The organism is Mesorhizobium sp. M0047, from assembly GCF_040323315.1.
Taxonomy (GTDB): domain Bacteria; phylum Pseudomonadota; class Alphaproteobacteria; order Rhizobiales; family Rhizobiaceae; genus Mesorhizobium.
Map to the genome: position 1 here is coordinate 1 of NZ_JAMYUW010000022.1, position 19,721 is coordinate 19,721.

Consider the following 19,721-nt stretch of genomic DNA (forward strand, 5'->3'; position numbering starts at 1 on the left):
CCTCTTCAAAGAGAAGGCCCCTAAAGAATCAACCTTTCCACTCAACGCAAGACTTACTCTTACTCATATGCGATTCCCCTGCCCTCAAGGGGGGAGATACCCAACCATTTGGACTATCGTCACGATTGCTGCACTATGTCAGTGCATAAGCGGGAAGGGTGTTTGAAAGAGGCAGGCGTTTGAAGGAAGCAAAAATCCAGAAACCGGAACGGCAGCAGCGCCTGTTCGGCCTGTCGACGCCGCTGCGGGCCGCCGTCATTCCGCCACTGTCGGCGGCGCGCTGGCTGCTGGTGCTGATCGTCGCCGCCGGCGTTTATTTCTTTCATGGCTTCCTGTTTCCGGTGCTGGCGGCGCTCGTCATCGCTTTCGCCAGCTGGCCGCTCTACCGCCGCCTGCTTGTCGCAGTTGGCGGTAACCGCACCATCGCCGCAACCTTTGCCATCCTCTTCATCCTCGCCTTCCTGGTGATACCGATCGCCTTCGCCGGCACCTATGCGATCAACGAGGTCCGCGAGTGGGTCGCCTGGGCCATCGAGACCAATCGGCACGGTGCGGTGACGCCGCACTGGATCGCCACCATGCCTGTCGTAGGCGAGTGGCTGAACGAGCAATGGACGACGAATTTTGGCCATCCCGGCGGCATTGGTGAACTGATCCAGCTGGTCAGCGGCGCCAATATCGGCAGCATCTACCGCGGCGTGCTGGCGGCCGGCGGCAGTGCCTTCGGCCTGCTCCTGACGCTGCTGTTCATGATGATCGCCTTGTTCTTCGCCTATCGCGACGGCGAGCACTTTGCCGGCCAGGTCGACCGTCTCGGCGAACGCATCCTGCCGACCAGATGGGAGCGGATCTCGCGTGTCGTGCCGGCGACGATATCGTCGACCGTGACCGGCATGACCGTCATCGCCATCGGCGAGGGGCTGGTGCTGGGTATTGCCTATTGGCTGGCCGGCGTGCCGTCGCCGGTAACGCTCGGCGCCCTGACCGGCGTCATGGCGTTGATCCCCGGCGGTGCGCCACTATCCTTCACCCTGGTCTCGATCTATCTCGCCGCCAGCGGATCGCCGATGGCCGGGCTGGCGCTGTTTCTATGGGGCGCGGTCGAGTTGTTCATCGTCGACAAGACACTGCGCCCGAAGCTGGTCGGCGGGCCGATAAAACTGCCCTTCCTGCCGACGTTCTTCGGCCTGATCGGCGGCGTCAAGACCATGGGGTTCCTAGGCCTGTTCATCGGCCCCGTGTTGATGGCCCTGTTGGTCGCAATTTGGCGCGAATGGCTGCGCGAGGTGGAACTGGCCGACGAAATCGCACTTGGTTCGCCGGCCGAAATTGAAGCCGGCCCGCAAATCGAGGCCCTGCCGGAACCCGACCTGGCAAAAAAGAAGGCCAGCGCCTGATCTCGGAAGCCGGCTTGCCCTACACCGGATGATGCACCGCAAAGTCGCTACGGCGCTTGCGCCCGTCATGCAGTTGCCAGGCCGAATGTGCGATCAGCGTCACGACCAGGATCGCACCACCAATCAGGCTGTTGCGGGTCGGTGTCTCGGCAAAGATCATCCACACCCAGACCGGCGCCAGCACCGTTTCGAGCAGGTAGAACATCGCCACTTCCGGCCCCGAAATGTATTTCGGCCCGGCGGCAAGGCAGAAGAACGAGATCGGCATGATCACGGCGCCATTGAAGATGATCCACCACGGCGCGTTCACGTGGAAGCCTTCGCCTGTCACCATGAAGGCTGCCAGCCCAAGCGGCAGAAGGACGCCGACGAGCGAGGTGAATCCCATGTCCTTGCCGCTGGCGCGCGAGATGGTGATGGCCACGGCGATGAAGAAGGCCGAGCACAGCGCCATGAAATCGCCGAACAACTTTCCGGTGCCGACGGAACCGCCGACGATGATCAGCACGCCGACGATCATGATAAGCATGGCGGCGATCGTCACCAGCCGCGGCCTCTCCCGCAGGAATATCCAGGACAGCAACCCCGCGAACACGGTGTTGAAGGCCAGGATAAACACCAGGTCGGCGGTCGAGGTCGTATAGACAGCGGTGACGAAGGAGATCCCGGTCAGCCCATAACAGATCGCCACAATCAGGCCGGACCAGCCGGGGATAAGTGGCGGGGCGTTCCGGTTCAGGGTGCGCCAGACCGACCAGATCACCATCGCCGCGACGAATGTAGTGCCGGTGCGCAGCAGCATGATCGTCCATGCTCCACCGTCGGCGAGGCGGATCAACGGTATGTCGGCAGTCAGCGTCAGCCCGCCGATGGCGGTTATCAGAAGACCTTTCTGGTGATCACGGTGAGAGGACATGCAGGAACTTTCGCAATGAAGAGCAGGCTGGCGGCCGCCGGTGCTATGGCGCACTCTCTCCAGCCAACCGGCTGAACGACCAGCATCTCCTGCCTTGAAACAGTGTTAAGCGCGGATCGTGGAAAGACTCAGCGTGAAACCGCTTCGTTGGTGTAGCGCTCCCAGCCTTTGGGGCCGAGATGCTCCTGCGGCATGAAGCGCATCTTATAATTCATCTTGCGCGAGCCGTTGACCCAGTAGCCGAGGTAGACATGGGGCAGGCCCATCGCCCTGGCGCGGGCGATGTGATCGAGGATCATGAACGTGCCGAGCGACCGCTCCTCGAGATCGGGATTGAAGTATGAATAGACCATCGACAGGCCGTCGGCCATCTTGTCGGTGAGCGCCACCGCGATCAGCTCGCCCTGTCCCTTGCCGGTGATGAAGGTGTCGGGCCCGCGCCGCCGGTACTCGATCACCTTGGTGTCGACATGAGTGTCCTCGACCATCATGGCGTAGTCGAGCACGGTCATGTCGGACATGCCGCCACGGCGGTGGCGGGCATCGAGGTAGCTGCGGAACAGGGAATATTGTTCGGTCGAGGGCTCGGCATTGTGCATGTGGCCGACGAGGTCGGAATTGTGCTGCAGCACGCGCTTCATGTTGCGGCTGGCGACGAATTCCTGGGCGAGGATGCGTACCGAGACACAGGCGCGGCAGGTCTCGCAGGCCGGCCTGTAGGCGATGTTCTGCGAGCGCCGGAAGCCGCCTTGCGTCAACAGGTCGTTCATCTCGGCGGCCTTGTCGCCGACCAGGTGCGTGAACACCTTGCGCTCGAACTGGCCATCGAGATAGGGGCACGGCGATGGCGCGGTCAGGAAGAACTGCGGCGACTGGGTCGGATGCTGCGTCATCGAGCCTTGGAAACACTCCTTCGAATCACTCTACCTTTGGCGCGGACGGCGAAAAATTCAACAGGATTGTGAGGGCGTGGCTGACTCGACGCCTTCACATTTGCGCTTTGTCGGTTGCGACTGCTCTTCAGAGGGCCGTTTCAGCGGTCGGTACGACTGACGACCGTGCCAAGCAAAAGATCGTGCAAGGTGCGCTTGCGGTCGGAAAACAGCGTCACCAGCAGTACCAGCGGCGACAGGATGACGTTGCCAGCCCAAAACAGCACCGAATGGACGACCGCGGTGAGGCCGTCGATCGGCCTGCCGTCGAGCCGGTCGAGACGGATGCCCATCAGCTTCATGCCCGTGGTGGCCTGTTCGGCACTGCCAAGCGTGTTCCAGATGTAGAGGATGGCGACGGCCGGGACCAGGACGCCAAACAGCATCCAGCCGAGTCCGAGGGTCAAAAGCCCGAGGAAGAACACCAGAATGGCAAACGGAATGGTGAGCAGCGCGACGATGACATAGTCGATCACGAAGGCCAAGATGCGCCGCGTGCGCACGCCATCATAGGCCCTGACATCGTCGAGCCTGCTGGTGATAATTTCCCCGTCGAGAACGCGCGCGTTCATGTCATTTCCTCGTGACAGGGACCCGGCATAGGGTGCGGGCCGCTCAGTAGTGAAATGGTGAAGACCTGTAGCGGAATCAAGATCGGGCTTTTTGCGGCGCGCAAGCTCATACGGCGTCAGATGCAATCTGAATTGGTTGAATTTGCGGTGCGGATGGCATTAGCTTGCTGCGGCGCAACAAAGCGCTCGAGGGTAGGGGCAATATGGACTACGACATGCTGGTCATCGGCAGCGGCCCTTCCGGCCGCCGCGCCGCGGTGCAGTCGGCCAAGCTCGGCAAATCGGTTCTGGTGGTCGACCGCGGCCGGCGCCTGGGCGGTGTCTCCGTGCATACCGGCACCATTCCGTCGAAAACGCTGCGTGAAACGGTGCTCAACCTGTCCGGCTGGCGCGAGCGTGGTTTTTACGGGCGCGGCTACAGGGTCAAGCAGGATATCTCGGTCGGCGATCTGGTCGAGCGCCTGCATAAGACGCTCGACCACGAGGTCGAGGTGCTGCAGCACCAGTTCATGCGCAACACGGTCAAGAGCGCCCGCGCCGCGGTAAAATTTCTCGGCCCCAACAGGGTCAGCCTGACTACCGACACCGGCGATTACAGTGAGGTCGGTTTTGCCAATGCATTGATCGCGGTTGGCACAAGGCCGCACCGGCCACGCGAGGTGCCTTTCGACAAGACGCGCGTCTTCGACAGCGACGAGATGCTGGAGCTGGATCGTTTGCCGCGCACGCTGACGGTGATCGGCGCCGGCGTCATCGGGGTCGAATATGCGACGATCTTTTCCGCGCTGGATGTGCCGGTGACGCTGGTCGAGCCGCGCAACTCCATACTCGATTTCGTCGACCGCGAGATCGTCGACGATTTCATCCACCAGATGCGCGATCGCGGCATGACCATCCGGCTTGGCAGCGCAGTCAAGGAAATCCGCTCCAAGCCGGACGCTGCCGAGGTCGAACTGGCCGATGGCCGCACCATCCGTTCCGAGGTCGTGCTCTACGCCGCTGGCCGCACCGGCAATGTCGCCAGCCTTGGACTGGATATCGTCGGTATCGACGCCGACTCCAGGGGGCGTATCAAGGTCGATCCGCAATCCTTCCAGACCAGCGTGCCCAACATCTACGCCGCCGGCGACGTCATCGGTTTCCCGAGTCTGGCCTCGACTTCCATGGAGCAGGGCAGGGTGGCGGCCTGCCATGCTTTCGGCGTGCCCTTGCCGCCGCCGCCGGAAACCTTTCCCTACGGCATCTATGCGGTGCCGGAAATTTCGACCGTCGGCCAGTCCGAGGAGCAGGTGCGCGAGAGCGGTGCCGCCTATGAAGTCGGCGTGGCGCGTTTTCGTGAGACCTCGCGCGGCCACATCATGGGCGTCAATACAGGCTTCCTGAAACTGTTGTTTTCGATTGAAACGCGCCGCCTGCTCGGCGCGCATATCGTCGGCGAGGGCGCCACCGAGCTCATTCACATCGGCCAGGCGGTGATCAATCTCGCTGGCACGGTCGACTTTTTTGTCAACAACACCTTCAATTATCCGACGCTCGCCGAAGCCTACAAGATCGCCGGGCTGGACGCCTGGAACAGGATGGGACGAGGGTAGGCAGGCAGGTCATGCTGGTGAGCCCCACCGCCGCCGATCCCGACAGCCATTGCCTGACGATAACCGCGTCGGCGCTGCCGAATTCATGACCTGATGGGACAATCCGGGCGTCGATCTCGGCACCATGCTGGCTGAGCAATGTCACCAGAGCAGGGGCGAAGGGTGCATAGGTGAGATCAGCGGCACCGGCGATGATCAGCACCCGCACCTTTGACAGATCCGTCGCCGGCACGTCGTCGAGCACCGGCATCGGCCGCAGCAGCGCTGCGCGTTCGACTAAGCCGGGATGCAGCAGCATCAGGCTCGAAATCAGATTGGCGCCGTTCGAATAGCCGAGGAATGTCGTGCGGGTGAGGTCGAGATGGTGGCGCGTGGCCACGTCGGTGACGAAGCTTGCAATGGCATCGCTCTCGGTGCGGATGCTGTGCTGCTCGAAACGGGTTGGCGTGATGCGTGCGAACCAGCGGAAACCATCCTCCTGGACAATGCGGCCACGCACGGCGATCAGCATCGCACGCGGCGATATCTCTTGTGCCAGCGTTACCAATGTCGTCTCGTCGACGCCCGACCCATGCAGCAGGAAGAAGCAGTCGCCAGATGAATCCACCGGGCAGTAAAGGTGATAGGAGAAGGCGAGGTCACGCTGTAATGCACCATCTTGTGGGGTCTCTTCAGTCATGCCTCATCCTTTTGATTTCATGATGACTTCGGTCAGTTTGCCGGCTTCAAAACGTAATATTTTCAAGTTCCGCGAAAGTTGATTGAACCGGGCGCATTACAGTCCGTTTCCTCGCCGATAACATTCCTCGGGAGGAATCGATGCGGTGCGCCGGGGGTCGCATTGCCGGAATGAACAACCAGCTTTGAGGCCTTTTTGTCGATGACCACCCCAATTTCCCCAGACCGCGATATGCGTGTCTCGGACCGCGATTTGCGTGTCTCGGACCGCGCTGAGCGTGTCCCAGATCGCGATTTGCGTGTCTCGGACCGCGACACGCGTATCGATGTGTTCCGCGCACTCGCGCTGCTGACCATCTTTGTCGACCATGTGCCGGGTACGGCTTTCGAGTATCTGACCTACAAGAATTTCGGCTTTTCGGATGCGGCAGAGGTCTTCGTTCTGATCTCCGGCATGGCGGTCGCGCTCGCCTATGGCAAGAAGTTCCAGCCTGGAAACCGGCTGCTGGCGACGTTGAAGATGTGGCGCCGCGCCGGTGTGCTCTATACCGCCCACATCGTCACCACCATGGTGGTGATGGCGATCTTCTGCGCGGCGGCGGTGTTCGCCAGGCGACCGGAGCTTTTGACGATGATCAACATCGAGCCGTTGATCAAGAATGCACCGCAAGTGCTGATCGGCATCGTGACGCTCGGCCACCAGCTCGGCTACAACAACATCCTGCCGGTGTATGCGGTGCTGCTCTTGCTGGCGCCGGTCTTCCTGCTCTGCGTCAGCTATCGGCCGGTCTTGGCGCTGGTCGCATCCGGCGCGCTGTGGCTGGTCGCGGGAATTTACCAGATCGCTCCGGCGAACTATCCGGAGCCCGGCTTCTGGTTCCTCAACCCCCTGTCGTGGCAGTTCCTTTTCAACATCGGCCTGGCAGGCACGCTGCATGTGCGTCGCGGTGGCGCCATTCCGGTCAATCGCTGGCTGGTTGGCGCTGCCTTGGCTTACATTTTCATGGCGCTGGTCTGGGTGCACAGCCCTCTCTGGGGCCATATCTCCTGGCTAGGCCTGCCTCCGGTGCTGACCGGCTTCGACAAGACCTTTCTTTCACTGCCGAGGTTGCTGCATATTTTGGCGGTGAGTTATTTGATCGTTGCCTTCCCGGCCGTTTCGAACATTTTCCGCACCGGCCGCGATCATCCGCTTGCCATATTGGGCAAACGATCGCTGCCGGTTTTCATTGCCGGCACGGTGCTTGCAATGGCAGCGCAGGTGCTCAAGCTGATCAATCCCGGCGGATTTGCCTATGACTGCCTGCTGATATCAGCCGGCATCGCCATGCAGTTCGCGCTCGCCTATTATCTCGAATGGATTTCGGGCCTTGGCTGGTCCGGCAAAAGCAGGCCGGCACGCAACGTGGCACCGCCCCTCCATCCGTCCTTCGGCATGTCGATGGCGGCAAGAATGGGCCGGTGATGGGCGTTGAGGCGTCAGGCGGGTGAGGGGCCGGATGAGGCTCGCACCACGAGGTCGACCGGCAGCAATTGCCGGCTGAACGAGCCGTCATTTTCAAGGATCGCCTTGACGGCAAGGCGGCCCATCTCGGCGATCGGCTGGACGATTGTGGTCAGGGGCGGCTTGGAAACCGCTCCTTCCGGGACGCCGTCGAAGCCGACGATCGAAACGTCACCCGGCACAGTGATGTCATGCTGCCGCAGCCAGTCCAGTGCATGGAGCGCTATCCTGTCCGACATGGCCAGGATGGCTGTCGGTGTCTCGGCGGCGGCGAAAATATGATCGAGGCCCGCCCACACGCTCTCCTCGTTATTTTCCGTCTCGTAGATCGGCACACGCGAGACGTCGATATTGACGCGCGAGAGTTCCGCGAAGTAGCCACGCAGGCGGTCGCGCGTTCCGGAATAGAGAGCCTTCTCCATCTGCTCCTGCGTGGTCGGACCGAAGCCGGAATCGGCATATGGCAGGGCAAGCACGGCAAAGCGACGATGCCCGAGCTCGGTCAGATGGCGCGCCGCCAGGCTTGCCCCGGCGATATTGTCCACGCCGATCGCCGCGACCGCGTCGTCGTCGTCTGAATCGAGATCGAGTGCGACAAAGGGGAGTTTGCGGTCGCGCGCCAGTTCGACCAGCTTTGAACCGCCCTCGACGCAGAAGACGATGAAGCCATCGACGAGCGCACTCTGGATGTTCCAGGCGAGCTGTTCGCTGTTGGCGGCCGAGACCAGCGAGATCCCCGCACCGGTCGCGTCACAGGCCTGCGAGATGCTGGCCATCATCACCCGGGCGAAAGGGTCTTCGAAGAAATAGGACAACGGTTCCGCGGTGGCGACGCCGATGGCGTTCACCTTGCCGGCGCGCAGCAGCCGACCCTTGGGGTCAGGTCCGCCATATCCCATTGCCTCGGCTGCCGCCTTGACCCGATCGCGAACCTCCTCGCGCACGATCTCCGGGCGGGCGAACACATTGGAGGCGGTGCCGTGCGACACGCCGGCCGCCTTTGCAATGTCTGCCAGCCGCACCGGTCTTGTCTTTGCAGAGGTCAATGGCGCCATCTCCGTCTCCCTGAATTCATCCCATCTAACACTTTCGTTGGATCGGTTCAAATTTTGGCTTGATGGCAGACTCGGCGAGGTGTATGTTTGAATCGATCCAATCAATGATGCCGCTGTTGATTGGATCGATACAACCAGGGAGGTGTGTCATGCATCCCGTCAATTTTCTATTCGAAGACATCTACCGCAACGACTGGAGCGTCTCGTCGGGCATCGCGAGACGGAGGCGCCGTGCCGCCTCCAGCCCATGGGTTCGCGAGCTGCGGTTCCTTGTGGAGCGCAAGCGGAGCTGATCGGCGCTACTTTTTCGTGGCGCCAGATTGGATCGATTCAAATATTGAAAGGAGTGCATATCATGCATCCCGTGAGCTATCTGTTCGAAGACATCTACCGCAACTACTGGGGCATCGCGCCGGCGTCCGAGCGGCCGGCGGCGCGTCGGTTGGCGAGGCTGCGACGCCCAACTCGCGAATTGCTCATCCAGCCCGAACGCGGGCAGGACTAATTGCTCCGCAGACATGTTTGGCTGGCGCAGGGCCTGGTATCGGGCAGGGGGCCAGGGGCGTCAGGAACGCGCCCGGGCCAGCGCCGATGCAGCGATCGTTAGCCAGCCGACGATGAGCAAGGTGCCGCCGATCGGCGCCGACAGCGGGAACAGCCGTGAGCCGAGGAAATCGCGGGCCAGCAGATCGCCGCAAAACAAGAGCAGGCCAACCAGCAGGGTCAGGCTTCCCATTCGCAGGACCCGGTTCTCGCCAAGCAATCCGGCGGCGATGAAGACCGGCGCGTGCATGAGCAGGAAGGATGCGGCAGTGCCGACGAAGGCTCCGCCCAGATGCGCCGCCGCGGCCGACAGCGCCACGCCGGCGGCGCCACAGAGACCGCCGGCCAGGACGAGGATACGACTGCTGTTGCCGGAAAATTGCTCGGCTTTGCTCATGTCCAGGGCTCCGTGATACGCCAACCCCGTTAGGGCTTGCCGGCGTTGGCAAGCATGTCCTGCTCGCGGCGCGATTGCGCCAGCCAATTATACACCGCACCGCCGGCCATCAAGACCGATGTGCCCAGAAACACCGAGCGCATGCCGAAATGGCCACCGGCAAAACCGCCAAGCAAAGGGCCGGCGACCTGCCCGACATACTGGGCGGAGATCGACAGCCCGAGCACATTGCCGCCGACACCATCGGGAACATTGTGGCGGATGACGCTGGTGATGCAGGGTAAGAGGCCGCCCAGCGCCAGGCCCATCAGGAAGCGTAGGCCGATGAGTTGCCAGCTCTGCGTCACGAAGGCCTGCGGGATCAGCAGCAGCGCGGACACGGCAAGCGCGCCGATGACGACGTTCCAGTGACCGATGCGGTCTGCGAGCTTGCCAAGACGCGAAGCCGACAGGATGGCGCCAAGCGCGGCCGCAGACATGACGACGCCTGATATCAACGTCACGCGGCTTTGGTCTTCGACGAGCTGCTGCACGTAGACGGTGATGATCGGCTCGATCGACATGGTGGCGAAACTCAACAGCATGCCGGTCGCCAGCATGGCGATAACAGGACGCTTGTCCGGTATTTGCGCCCAGCCGCCTTTCGGCTTCTGCTTCGCAGCCGCATCTGCTGGTTTCGGCCGGGGATTTTCCTTGATCAGAAACGTGGTCGCAAGGAACGCCAGGAAGATGACGCCGCCTGACAGGAGAAAGGTCGCGCGAATGCCGATCACCGGCGGCAGGGCGCCGCCAACCAGCGGGCCGACCAATGCACCACCGGTGATGCCGGCCGACAGCAGGCCCAAGGCCCAGCCGGAGCGCTCCTTCGGCGTTTGCATGGCGACGAGGATGGTCGACCCCGAGGAATAGCCGCCGGCAAAACCGATCAGCAGCCGCAGCAGCACCAATTGCCAGACCGTCTGCACCATGCCGGTCAGCGACATGCATATGGCCATGCCGAAGCTGGCGCGAACCAGCATCACCTTACGTCCGTAGCGGTCGCCGAGACGTCCCCAGAGCGGCGCTACCAGTGCCGCAGCGAGAAAGGTCGCTCCATAGGCGATCCCCGACCATTGCACGATTGCCGCGTGACCCTCGGCGCCCAGCTGCTCGATATACAGCGGCAGGAAAGGCAGAAGCAGCGTCATGGCGACAAGCGTCGAGAACGAACCGGCAAAACACACGAACAGATTGCGCCGCCAGTGGATGTTGTAGGTGCTGTCGTTCGCCGGAGGCGTGTTCTGCCGCATTGTCATACGTCCTGTCCGGGCAACACGGAGCTACGGGTTGCTGCGGATACCAAGTTGGGATACCAATATGGTACTCGTCATGGACGCAAGCCTGCCCGCTGTCAATGCAACCTGTCCACAGTGATCGGGAACAGCAATTGGCAAGCGGTCCGAAGCGGCCAGAAAATGGAAACGACAATGTCGCAGATGCAGAGCGTCGAAAAACAGCTTCGACAGATGATCCTGGGCCTCGAGATCGGCCCCGGCGAGAAGCTGACCGAGCGCTGGATCGAAAGCCGCTTCGGTGCGTCGCGAACCCCGGTCAGGGCAGCACTTCTGCGGCTCGAGACCGAGGGCCTGGTCGGCAGGGACGGGCGTGGCTGGACGGTGTCTCCGATCAATTTGGCTGAACTCGAGCAGATCGCCGTCTATAGGGAGGCTGTCGAGGTCGCGGCACTTCGCCTGACATGCGGCTTGGTGGACCGCAGTGCCGTCGATGTCATCGAGGCGATGCTCGAGTCCTGCGACAAAGACACGCCGCGCGAGGAATGGCATCGCGTCGGCATGGATTTCCACATCGAACTGGCGCGTCTGTCGGGCAACGAATTCCTGTTCCGGGCGGTCCGCGATGCCATGACCCGCCTGTCGCGGGCGCGCTGGCTGGAGGTTCGCGACGAAGCGGCCCTCAGCCGCGCCTGGGCCGAACATCGCGCCATACTGGCGGCGGCACGTGTTGGCGATGCCGATGAAGCCGCGCGCCTGCTTTCGGGCCATATCGTCGGCAGCCGCGAGCGACTGGTGACGTCGCTGGCCAACGATCGCCGCGGTCTTCGCGCCAGAGGCTTTGCCGTCGTCGCCGCTTAAACCGTTTTCCCGGGAAAAGCGCATAGCGCTTTCCCTTGGGAATTGCTCCAAACGATCAGCGCCGACAGGATGCGGGTCGCGGAAAAAGGCGGCGGCTGGATGTGTGCGCACTTTCGGCCTCGCTTCACAGACGCCGATGGCGTAAGGAGCGGCGATGGAAAACAACCGATTTGAAACACCTGTGACTGTGAAGTCAGCCGCAGCGGGAAGCACTCAGCTCTTGCGCACCGTGCGTGAGGCTTCCGACTACCTCCTCAACAGCTGGCCCGGCAAGCGCAGCCCCAAGCATCGCGCGGCGCTGCAGGCGTGCCACGATGCGCTGGCGGGCGACAAGCCGGCCATGAACGCCAGGCGCGCCTTCATTGCGGCAGCGCGCGAAGTGGATGTCTTTGTCAGCGACAAGGCGCCAGCCTGATATGCAAGCGCGCCTGATACAAGCGCGATAATCTAGGCAGACAATCTGGACTGTGGCGCGGCCCGCTTTCGCGGGCCGCTTGCCGTCACTTTTCGGTGTCTGTCTCGGTTTCGGTCTCGTCCTCGGGCTTTGAACGTTCTCTCGCCGCAACCTTGGCCGCCAGCTTCTCGGCCTTCTTCGCCGCCTTCTGGCGGTCGCGTTCCTTGCGTTCCTGATCGTAATTTGGTGGTCGCGCCATATCGGCTCCTTTTCACTGCTGGACCGGTTCGTCGTTTCACGGAAACGCAGAATCGCTCCAGCTCTTTGTTTGGCGCAATCCCCTGGGGGAAAGCGCTACGCGCTTTTTTCCGGGAAAACCGTTTGACACTTTTCCTGGAATTGCTTTTAGCGGCTCTGGTCCTGCCTAGGAGCATTAGCCGTCAAACACAACAGCTGAAGCGATAGTCCCCGGGCCGTTCGCGTCGATGATGGCCGGGGCTTGCAAGATGCGGGGCTTGCAAGATGCGCGGCACGATGATGTAGGGAGAGCCGGGATGCCAAGGTATCCAACATATTGAGCGCTGCCCGTTTGTCTTGATCAAGTGAACTATGGCCACGATTCCCCGAACGACGGCGAAGGTTTTCTATTACGCGCGAAACGTCTTGCGCGACATCGCTCCACAGGCACTCTTCCGCCGACGGTTGGCGGGCCGTCTCGAACAGGCCAGACTCACGGATGAGGTGGTGCAGCGGCGGCTGAACTATTACAACAAGCTGTACGACGCGTTTACGCCCAGCCCTGCCGCGGTGCGGATCGACAAGCTGCCGTCCACGCCGACCATGTACTATTACGACCTCAAGGAATTTGCCCGCTATTTCGATCCGGCATTGCTCGTCGACAGCGAATTCGGCGACGTCATCGAGGTGCCGAAGGTGCCGTCGCTCGTCAAGGATCGGCCGATCCGCGCTGACGACAAAAATGCGGTGATCATGAAATTCAACAAGTTCCGGCACTTCCACATGCCGGCCGATACAACAGCATTCGCCGACAAGCGCCCGACCGTGGTCTGGCGCGGCGATCTCAACAATCCCAAACGGACAAGATTTATCGACGCTGTGCGTGACTTGCCGTTCTGCGACGCCGGCTCGCACAAGCCAAACGCGCCGGCCGAATACAGCAAGCCTTTTCTCAGCGTCAGCCAGCAGCTGCTTTACCGCTACATTGTCTCGATCGAAGGCAACGACGTGGCGACCAACCTCAAATGGATCCTGAATTCGAATTCGCTCTGCCTGATGCCGCCGCCGACATACGAGACATGGTTTGCGGAAAGGCAACTTGAGGCTGGTGTCCACTATGTGCCGCTCGACCCGGATTTCGCCGATGTCGCCGATAAGGTGCGTTATTTCGAACGACACCCGGCCGAGGCGCAACGCATTATCGCAGCGGCAAATGCCTATTGCCGCCAATTCTCCAACCAGCAGCACGAGCAGGCGATCTCGCTGCTCGTGCTCTACAAATATTTTGTCCTCAGCGGCCAGATCGAGCCTGATCCCGAGGTCTGGCGCTTTATCCAGAGTTAGAGCGTCGCGGGCTTTGGCGCCGAATTTCGCTCGTCAGATGCCGCTTCGGTCAATCACCAGATCGGCGGGGCCGAAGCGGTCCTTTGCCGTCAGCTGCTGGTGCCAGTAGGGATAGAGCAAGGGCGGCCGGCTGACCGCGTCGAGGCGACCGCGTTCGTCGCCGGTGAGCACCAGGCTCGCCGCCGCGATGTTGTCCTGGAACTGCGCTTCGGTTCTACCGCCGATCACCAGCGAACTGACCGCCGGCCGGCCGAGCAGCCAGGCCAGTGCCACCTGCGCCGCCGACACACCGCGCTGCGTGCCGATCTCGACAAGCACGTCGACGATCCGCCACAGCCGGTCCTCGTCGCGGATCGGCGGTTCGGACCAGCCGGCGAGCTGGCGGGCGGTGGGGCTGTCGCGGCGGTATTTGCCGGACAGCAATCCGCCGGCAAGCGGGCTCCAGACCAGGACGCCGAGCCCCTGGTCGACGGAAATCGGCAGCAATTCATATTCCGCCTCGCGCGCTTCCAGCGTGTAGTGGATCTGCTGGGTGACGAAGCGCGGCTGGTGATGGCTGTCGCTGATGCCGAGCGCCTTCATCACCTGCCAGCCGGAATAGTTGGAACAGCCGACATAACGGATCTTGCCCTGGGCAACCAGCGTGTCGAGCGCGGCGATGGTTTCTTCCAGCGGCGTTACGCCATCCCATTCGTGCAGGAAGTAGATGTCGATGACGTCGGTCTTGAGCCGCTTCAGGCTCTTTTCGCATTCGCGGATCAGGTGATGGCGCGACAGGCCCTCATCGTTGGGACCTTTGCCGATCCGCATCCGTGCCTTCGATGCGATCAACACGTCGCCCTTGCGCTTGCCGCCGAGGGCTTCGCCAATGATCTCCTCCGAAATGCCGTTCGAATAGACATTGGCGGTGTCGATGACGTTGATGCCGGCATCGATGCAGAGGTCGATCATCCGGCGCGCCTCGTCGAGGTCGGTTTTGCCGACAGCCGAAAACGCGCCGGCGCCGCCGAAAGTCATGGTGCCCATTGTCAGCGTCGAAACCTTCAGGCCGGAACGGCCGAGAGTGCGGTATTCCATGTCAGTCCTCGCGATTGCATTAGGGAAGGGGCGTTGGGGAAGGCCACCCCGAATGTGGCCGCTATTTGTAGGACAATTTGAGCAGCTTGTCGCCATGCCACGACAACGGATCGATCGTGCCTCACGGGGTTTGCAGCGGCGACGTCATGTTCCAGGCTGCAATAAAACCGTCATTACCGGCCTATATTGAAGTCGGCTCAGGTGTTGCCGCTCCGAGACGCAAGCCAGCAACTACGGGCGCCGACGTGGACCGACAGCGCTTGCAAGCGGAGCAACTGATATGACCGAGCTAAAGCAGAATTCTCCAGCCAGGGACTGGCTTGAAGCCGAGCTCGCCGACACGCTAGACGAGGACTATGAGCTCGAAATATCGGAGCCGGCGCTGTCGATGGAGATCGCCAAGATCTACAAGAACGCGCATCCGCCTTCGATCGAACGCATGCAGTATTTTCGCGACTTGATCACCTTGCAGTCCGAACTGATCAAGCTGCAGTCCTGGGTCGCATACCACAAGAAAAAGCTGGTGGTGATTTTCGAGGGCCGCGATTCGGCCGGCAAGGGCGGCGTCATCAAGCGCATCACCCAGCGGCTCAACCCGCGCATCTGCCGTGTCGTGGCACTGCCGGCGCCGACCGAGCGCGAGAAGTCGCAATGGTATTTCCAGCGTTATGTCCCGCATCTGCCGGCCGGCGGCGAAATCGTGCTGTTCGACCGCTCCTGGTACAACCGCTCGGGCGTCGAACGGGTAATGGGCTTTGCCCAGCCCGATCAGGTCGAAGAATTCTTCCGCGACGTGCCGGAGTTCGAGCGCATGCTGGTCCGCTCGGGCATCACCGTCGTCAAATACTGGTTCTCGATCACCGACGAGGAACAGCAGATGCGCTTTCTGATGCGCATCCACGATCCCATGAAGCAGTGGAAACTGTCGCCGATGGACCTGCAGTCGCGTGTGCGCTGGGAACAGTACACCAAGGCAAAGGAAGAAACTTTCATCCGGACCAACATCCCGGAAGCCCCTTGGTTCATCGTCGAGGGCAACGACAAGAAGCGGGCGCGGCTGAACTGCATCGACCACCTGCTCAAGCAAATGCCATATGAGGAGGTGCCGCACGAGGAGATCACGCTGCCCGAGCGCGTCTTCAACCCCGAATACGAGCGCCAGACGCTACCGCGCGAGCTTTATGTGCCGGAGAAGTATTGAGATAGACGAAGCTGCGATCTCCCCCTCGCGGGGGGAGATTGGCTCTCCACCTAAGCCCGCTTGATGGTGACGTGCGTGGCGAGCGGCGTCGCAACCTGCTCGCTGCAGACATAGCCGAGCTTGACCATGTCCAGGCCGCCAAAAAGGTTCTCGCCCGTACCGAGCAGCACCGGCGCGATCGCCAGATGCATCTCATCGATCAGCTTCTCCTGGAGATATTGCTGGATGGTGGCGACGCCGCCGCCCACCCGCACGTCCTTGCCATTAGCCGCTGCTTTTGCCTGTTCAAGTGCCGAATGGATGCCGTCGGTGATGAAATAGAAGGTCGTGCCGCCCTCCATGACGATCGGTTCGCGCTTGTGATGGGTCAACACGAAAACCGGCACATGGTAGGGCGGGTTATCGCCCCACCAGCCCTTCCAGCTGTCATCGGGCCATTCGCCGCGGATCGGTCCGAACATGTTGCGGCCGAGGATCCATGCGCCGACATTCTCGAAACTGCGCGCCGCGAACGCCTCGTTTATATCGGTGGTGCCGCCATCTTGTCCGAGCACCATCTCACGGAAGGTGCGAGTGTCGACAAACCACTTGTGCAAGGATTCCCCACCGACGCCGAGCGGATTTTGCAGATCCTGATCGGGACCGGCGCCATAACCGTCGAGCGATAGGGTGAAAGCGTTGACACGAAGTTTGGGCATGCGAGCCTCCTCTCAATAACCACTTGCACTTCACAATCAGTTTCTTATAGCAAACTGATTGTGAAGTGCAAGTGGTATTCTAGGGCGACGATCGGACTGTCGGCTCTGAAGACAAGCCAGCGGCCTCGCTGGCGAGAACCGGTCGTTGCTGCCGCGCTAGTTACACGCGGTAGTTACATGTGCAGACAAGAAAGATCCGGCGGTCACGTTGCGCAAAAATGCTCCTTCTGGATGCGATAGCGTATGACGAGATAAATCTCACACTTCCCCGACTCGAAACAGGATGCCCCGCAGCCTGTCTGCTGGCCACAATTATTGGCGCCGCGATGCTTCGAGCATGCGTTCGACAGCAAGACGTCGTGGCGGCAGGCTGTCGGTCACTACAGCCCATACTATCGTTCCGGAGGGCTTGTGATATTCGTGACGCAAAATGTTGCCTGCGGTGGCAGCTGCGATGCCGTACAAGGCTTCTATGATTTCGGCTAGAATCGGTCGATCCGGCGCACTGCCATCAGAATATGCGCACAGCAGATCGTTCGATATCGGCCTTCAACATGGGATTAAGGCTGTCACGGGTGGTGATATCGATCTCCGCTGACATCTTCTCTTCAAGAAATTGCTTGATGCCGACCAGATCGATCAGCGAAAAGTGCCTTGCAGGATCATAATCGATGAAGAGGTCGAGATCGCTGTCGGGCCCTGCGTCGCCCCGCAAAGTCGATCCGAAGAGATAAAGCGAAGTCGCGCCCATGCCTTTGATGGCATCTGCATTTCTCTGCAACCGCTCTATGACCTCATTCCTGCTCATGAATTCATTCTAACGGATTGCGTTAAAATTCCAAAACGACTTAGCGGTCTATCCCTTCAACAGCTTCGCCACTTCGGGGGCGAAGTAGGTGAGGATGCCGTCGCAGCCGGCGCGCTTGAAGGCCAGCAGGCTTTCAAGCATCGCCTTCTCGCCATCGATCCAGCCATTGGCGGCAGCGGCCTTGATCATCGAATATTCGCCGGACACCTGGTAGGCGAAGGTCGGCATCTGGAATTCGTCCTTCAGCCGCCGGATGATGTCGAGATAGGGCAGGCCGGGCTTGACCATCAGCATGTCGGCGCCTTCCGCGACGTCCTGTTCGGCCTCGCGCACCGCCTCGTCGGAATTGGCATGGTCGATGTAATAGGTCTTCTTGTCGCCCTTGAGCAGGCCGGCGGTGCCGACCGCCTCGCGATAGGGGCCGTAGAAGGCCGAGGCGAACTTAGTCGCGTAGGACATGATCGCCACGTCCTGGAAACCGTTGGCGTCCAGCGCGTCGCGGATAGCGCCGATGCGGCCGTCCATCATGTCGGACGGTGCGATGATGGCGGCGCCGGCCGCCGCCTGGATGACGGCCGCGGCGGTCACCTGTTCCACCGTCTCGTCGTTGACGACGATGCCGTCGCGCAGGATGCCGTCATGGCCGTGGCTGGTGAACGGGTCGAGCGCGGCGTCGGTGATGATGCCGATCTCCGGCACCGCGTCCTTGATCGCGCGGGTGGCGCGGTTGATGACGTTGTTGGGGTCGAGGATGTGCGAGCCGGTCTGGTCGCGCAGCGAGATGTCGACATTCGGGAAGGTGGCGAGTGCGGGAATACCGAGCTTTGCCGCGCGTTCGGCCTCCTTGACCGCGAGATCGATCGACAGCCGGAAGACGCCCGGCATGGCGGCGATCGGCTCGCGCACTTGTCTGCCGTCAACGACGAAGATCGGCCAGATCAGATCATCGACCGAGAGCCTGTTCTCCTGCACCAGGCGGCGCGACCAGTCGGCCTTGCGCATGCGGCGCAAACGGCGGCTGCCGGTGATGTCGTCGACGCTGCGAGCGCCGGCTGGCTTTGCGGGGGTGAATTTGTTCATCGCCAAAACTCCAGATCGGCGGCTTTTATCACGAGCCCTTGCCGCTGACCAATGCGACACGTTTGTGCCAGCAAATCGCCTGGAGGGCAGCACGGCCTGTCAAGGCGATCCATTGCCCGAAAGGATCTGAGCAGCACCCCGCATGGCGACACGAAACGCTTCATCGAAACTAACGCCGCGCACTTGCCAATGATAGGTCTTCCCGTCCGCTTTAAGCCGCCAATCGGCGATCCAGCCGAGGTCCTTGTCGCTCCACACGATGCTGCCGGCCAAGACCTGGCGGCTGCCGATACTTCTTGCAACATTGCCTAGCAGTTCGGGTGAGATAGGACCCACCTCTTCGAAAGTGAGTCCGGCCTTGGCGAGCGTGGCCTTGTTCGGAACGACAATCGACATCGCCATGGGGCCGGCGGCCGATTGAAAAGACTCTATCATGTACGGGTTTTCGTCCCCATCACTGGCAAGGACGAAATGTCGGCGCGAGTCGTCCACAGCCAGGACGACCGAGAGCGTCGGCCGTTCGGCCAGCCAGGGCTTGCTGCCGAGCGAAGCCAGAACCGGATCGATCGTCGCCGGCGTGTACTGGCAATAAAGGTCATGCGGCCGGTCATGCGTACCTTGCTCGTCATGAACCGGAATGCCTTCCATGCGGTCGCGGTAACGGAAGCCGGTGACGAAGCTGCCGGCCTTGTCGCGCAGTGCCGTCATCTCCGGTTTTTCCAGCAGGCGCTGGTCGCCGGAAACCCGCACCAGGACCCCATCGAGGCAGATCTTGAAACCTGCTTGGCGGTTTGGCTCGAACTGGCCAGTGACGATGGTTTGGGATTTATAGAGATCGTCGATATCAGCCGCCTCGGCCAGGCCATTGGCGGCGCAGATGGCCAGCAGGCCACCCAGAACAAGGGCAAGGCGCAAAAACCACCACATGTCTCACCGTCCGGTTCGAGGCTGTCAGCCGCTCTCTAGCATCGGGTGCCGCCGGTGGCCAAGACGACGCGCTGGCGGCCCAGTTTTAACTTCATCCTGGACCCGGACACGGCTGCGCCTTCGACGAATGTCCTGAAGTCGGTTGGAGGATACAATGCTGATGCGCACCGATTTGGCTGGGCCGCAAAGGATGGCCTCTTTCTGCCCTCGAGATCCAAACTGACCCCGACCGGCAGG

Annotated in this window: 21 protein-coding genes; 8 read left to right on the forward strand and 13 right to left on the reverse strand. The window is 61.4% G+C overall.

Going from position 1 to position 19,721, the window contains the following annotated elements:
• Nucleotides 1-179: 179 nt before the first annotated feature.
• Nucleotides 180-1,397, forward strand: coding sequence for an AI-2E family transporter (locus NKJ89_RS20770; RefSeq protein ID WP_352605192.1), 1,218 nt, complete (start codon nt 180-182; stop codon nt 1,395-1,397).
• 19 nt (nt 1,398-1,416) lie between these two features.
• Here the strand turns inward: NKJ89_RS20770 and NKJ89_RS20775 are convergent, their stop codons facing one another.
• From NKJ89_RS20775 to NKJ89_RS20785, 3 genes are all read right to left on the reverse strand, one after another.
• Nucleotides 1,417-2,313: a DMT family transporter gene (locus NKJ89_RS20775; RefSeq protein WP_352605194.1), complete on the reverse strand. Its 897-nt coding sequence runs from the start codon at nt 2,311-2,313 to the stop codon at nt 1,417-1,419.
• A 128-nt stretch (nt 2,314-2,441) separates the two neighbouring features.
• Nucleotides 2,442-3,206, reverse strand: coding sequence for an arginyltransferase (locus NKJ89_RS20780; RefSeq protein ID WP_352605196.1), 765 nt, complete (start codon nt 3,204-3,206; stop codon nt 2,442-2,444).
• A gap of 140 nt (nt 3,207-3,346) precedes the next feature.
• Nucleotides 3,347-3,817, reverse strand: a complete 471-nt coding sequence (locus NKJ89_RS20785) for an RDD family protein (protein ID WP_352605198.1) — start codon at nt 3,815-3,817, stop codon at nt 3,347-3,349.
• A 203-nt stretch (nt 3,818-4,020) separates the two neighbouring features.
• On the opposite strand from NKJ89_RS20785, the gene sthA reads away from it, so the two are divergent.
• Entirely contained in the window at nt 4,021-5,409 is a 1,389-nt protein-coding gene (sthA, locus tag NKJ89_RS20790) for a Si-specific NAD(P)(+) transhydrogenase (RefSeq protein WP_352605315.1), read from the forward strand.
• Here sthA and NKJ89_RS20795 read toward each other — a convergent pair.
• Nucleotides 5,336-6,088 carry an alpha/beta hydrolase gene (locus NKJ89_RS20795; protein WP_352605200.1) on the reverse strand — a complete coding sequence of 251 codons (753 nt, stop codon included), beginning with the start codon at nt 6,086-6,088 and terminating at the stop codon, nt 5,336-5,338. The two genes, sthA and NKJ89_RS20795, sit on opposite strands and share 74 nt — an antisense overlap.
• 201 nt (nt 6,089-6,289) lie before the next feature.
• On the opposite strand from NKJ89_RS20795, the gene NKJ89_RS20800 reads away from it, so the two are divergent.
• Nucleotides 6,290-7,552: an OpgC family protein gene (locus tag NKJ89_RS20800; RefSeq protein WP_352605202.1), complete on the forward strand. Its 1,263-nt coding sequence runs from the start codon at nt 6,290-6,292 to the stop codon at nt 7,550-7,552.
• A 14-nt stretch (nt 7,553-7,566) separates the two neighbouring features.
• On the opposite strand, the gene NKJ89_RS20805 is transcribed toward NKJ89_RS20800, so the two are convergent.
• Nucleotides 7,567-8,646 (reverse strand): LacI family DNA-binding transcriptional regulator, encoded by a 1,080-nt coding sequence (locus NKJ89_RS20805; RefSeq protein ID WP_352605204.1) that lies wholly within the window; start codon nt 8,644-8,646, stop codon nt 7,567-7,569.
• A gap of 355 nt (nt 8,647-9,001) precedes the next feature.
• Between NKJ89_RS20805 and NKJ89_RS20810 the strand changes: the two genes are divergently transcribed.
• Nucleotides 9,002-9,151 (forward strand): hypothetical protein, encoded by a 150-nt coding sequence (locus NKJ89_RS20810; protein ID WP_352605206.1) that lies wholly within the window; start codon nt 9,002-9,004, stop codon nt 9,149-9,151.
• Between the two features lie 60 nt (nt 9,152-9,211).
• Here the strand turns inward: NKJ89_RS20810 and NKJ89_RS20815 are convergent, their stop codons facing one another.
• Both NKJ89_RS20815 and NKJ89_RS20820 read right to left on the reverse strand, forming a co-directional pair.
• Nucleotides 9,212-9,586 carry a DUF423 domain-containing protein gene (locus tag NKJ89_RS20815; protein ID WP_352605208.1) on the reverse strand — a complete coding sequence of 125 codons (375 nt, stop codon included), beginning with the start codon at nt 9,584-9,586 and terminating at the stop codon, nt 9,212-9,214.
• 29 nt (nt 9,587-9,615) lie between these two features.
• Complete coding sequence (locus tag NKJ89_RS20820; protein WP_352605210.1) at nt 9,616-10,875, reverse strand: multidrug efflux MFS transporter; 1,260 nt, start codon at nt 10,873-10,875, stop codon at nt 9,616-9,618.
• 177 nt (nt 10,876-11,052) lie between these two features.
• Here NKJ89_RS20820 and NKJ89_RS20825 point away from each other — a divergent pair, with 177 nt between their 5' ends.
• Together NKJ89_RS20825 and NKJ89_RS20830 are read left to right on the forward strand one after the other, a co-directional pair.
• A complete protein-coding gene (locus tag NKJ89_RS20825) occupies nt 11,053-11,718 on the forward strand; it encodes a GntR family transcriptional regulator (RefSeq protein ID WP_352605212.1) in 666 nt (221 codons plus the stop codon).
• Nucleotides 11,719-11,872: 154 nt separating this feature from the next.
• The gene (locus NKJ89_RS20830) at nt 11,873-12,133 is read left to right on the forward strand and encodes a DUF982 domain-containing protein (protein WP_023759919.1); all 261 of its coding nucleotides are present in this window, start codon (nt 11,873-11,875) and stop codon (nt 12,131-12,133) included.
• An 85-nt stretch (nt 12,134-12,218) separates the two neighbouring features.
• Here NKJ89_RS20830 and NKJ89_RS20835 read toward each other — a convergent pair whose 3' ends face one another.
• A complete protein-coding gene (locus NKJ89_RS20835) occupies nt 12,219-12,371 on the reverse strand; it encodes a hypothetical protein (RefSeq protein ID WP_023759918.1) in 153 nt (50 codons plus the stop codon).
• Nucleotides 12,372-12,721: 350 nt separating this feature from the next.
• On the opposite strand from NKJ89_RS20835, the gene NKJ89_RS20840 reads away from it, so the two are divergent.
• Complete coding sequence (locus tag NKJ89_RS20840) at nt 12,722-13,693, forward strand: glycosyl transferase family 90 (protein ID WP_023759917.1); 972 nt, start codon at nt 12,722-12,724, stop codon at nt 13,691-13,693.
• Nucleotides 13,694-13,726: 33 nt separating this feature from the next.
• Here NKJ89_RS20840 and NKJ89_RS20845 read toward each other — a convergent pair whose 3' ends face one another.
• Complete coding sequence (locus NKJ89_RS20845) at nt 13,727-14,770, reverse strand: aldo/keto reductase (RefSeq protein ID WP_352605214.1); 1,044 nt, start codon at nt 14,768-14,770, stop codon at nt 13,727-13,729.
• Between the two features lie 280 nt (nt 14,771-15,050).
• On the opposite strand from NKJ89_RS20845, the gene ppk2 reads away from it, so the two are divergent.
• Nucleotides 15,051-15,971 carry a polyphosphate kinase 2 gene (ppk2, locus tag NKJ89_RS20850; protein WP_023759915.1) on the forward strand — a complete coding sequence of 307 codons (921 nt, stop codon included), beginning with the start codon at nt 15,051-15,053 and terminating at the stop codon, nt 15,969-15,971.
• Nucleotides 15,972-16,021: 50 nt separating this feature from the next.
• On the opposite strand, the gene NKJ89_RS20855 is transcribed toward ppk2, so the two are convergent.
• The 4 genes from NKJ89_RS20855 to NKJ89_RS20870 form a co-directional block, all read right to left on the reverse strand.
• Nucleotides 16,022-16,669, reverse strand: a complete 648-nt coding sequence (locus tag NKJ89_RS20855; protein WP_023759914.1) for a dihydrofolate reductase family protein — start codon at nt 16,667-16,669, stop codon at nt 16,022-16,024.
• Between the two features lie 511 nt (nt 16,670-17,180).
• The gene (locus NKJ89_RS20860; protein ID WP_352485760.1) at nt 17,181-17,477 is read right to left on the reverse strand and encodes a nucleotidyltransferase family protein; all 297 of its coding nucleotides are present in this window, start codon (nt 17,475-17,477) and stop codon (nt 17,181-17,183) included.
• A 48-nt stretch (nt 17,478-17,525) separates the two neighbouring features.
• Nucleotides 17,526-18,557 carry a porphobilinogen synthase gene (hemB, locus tag NKJ89_RS20865; RefSeq protein WP_352605216.1) on the reverse strand — a complete coding sequence of 344 codons (1,032 nt, stop codon included), beginning with the start codon at nt 18,555-18,557 and terminating at the stop codon, nt 17,526-17,528.
• A gap of 99 nt (nt 18,558-18,656) precedes the next feature.
• Entirely contained in the window at nt 18,657-19,484 is an 828-nt protein-coding gene (locus NKJ89_RS20870; protein ID WP_352605218.1) for a DUF8605 domain-containing protein, read from the reverse strand.
• Nucleotides 19,485-19,721: the final 237 nt, after the last annotated feature.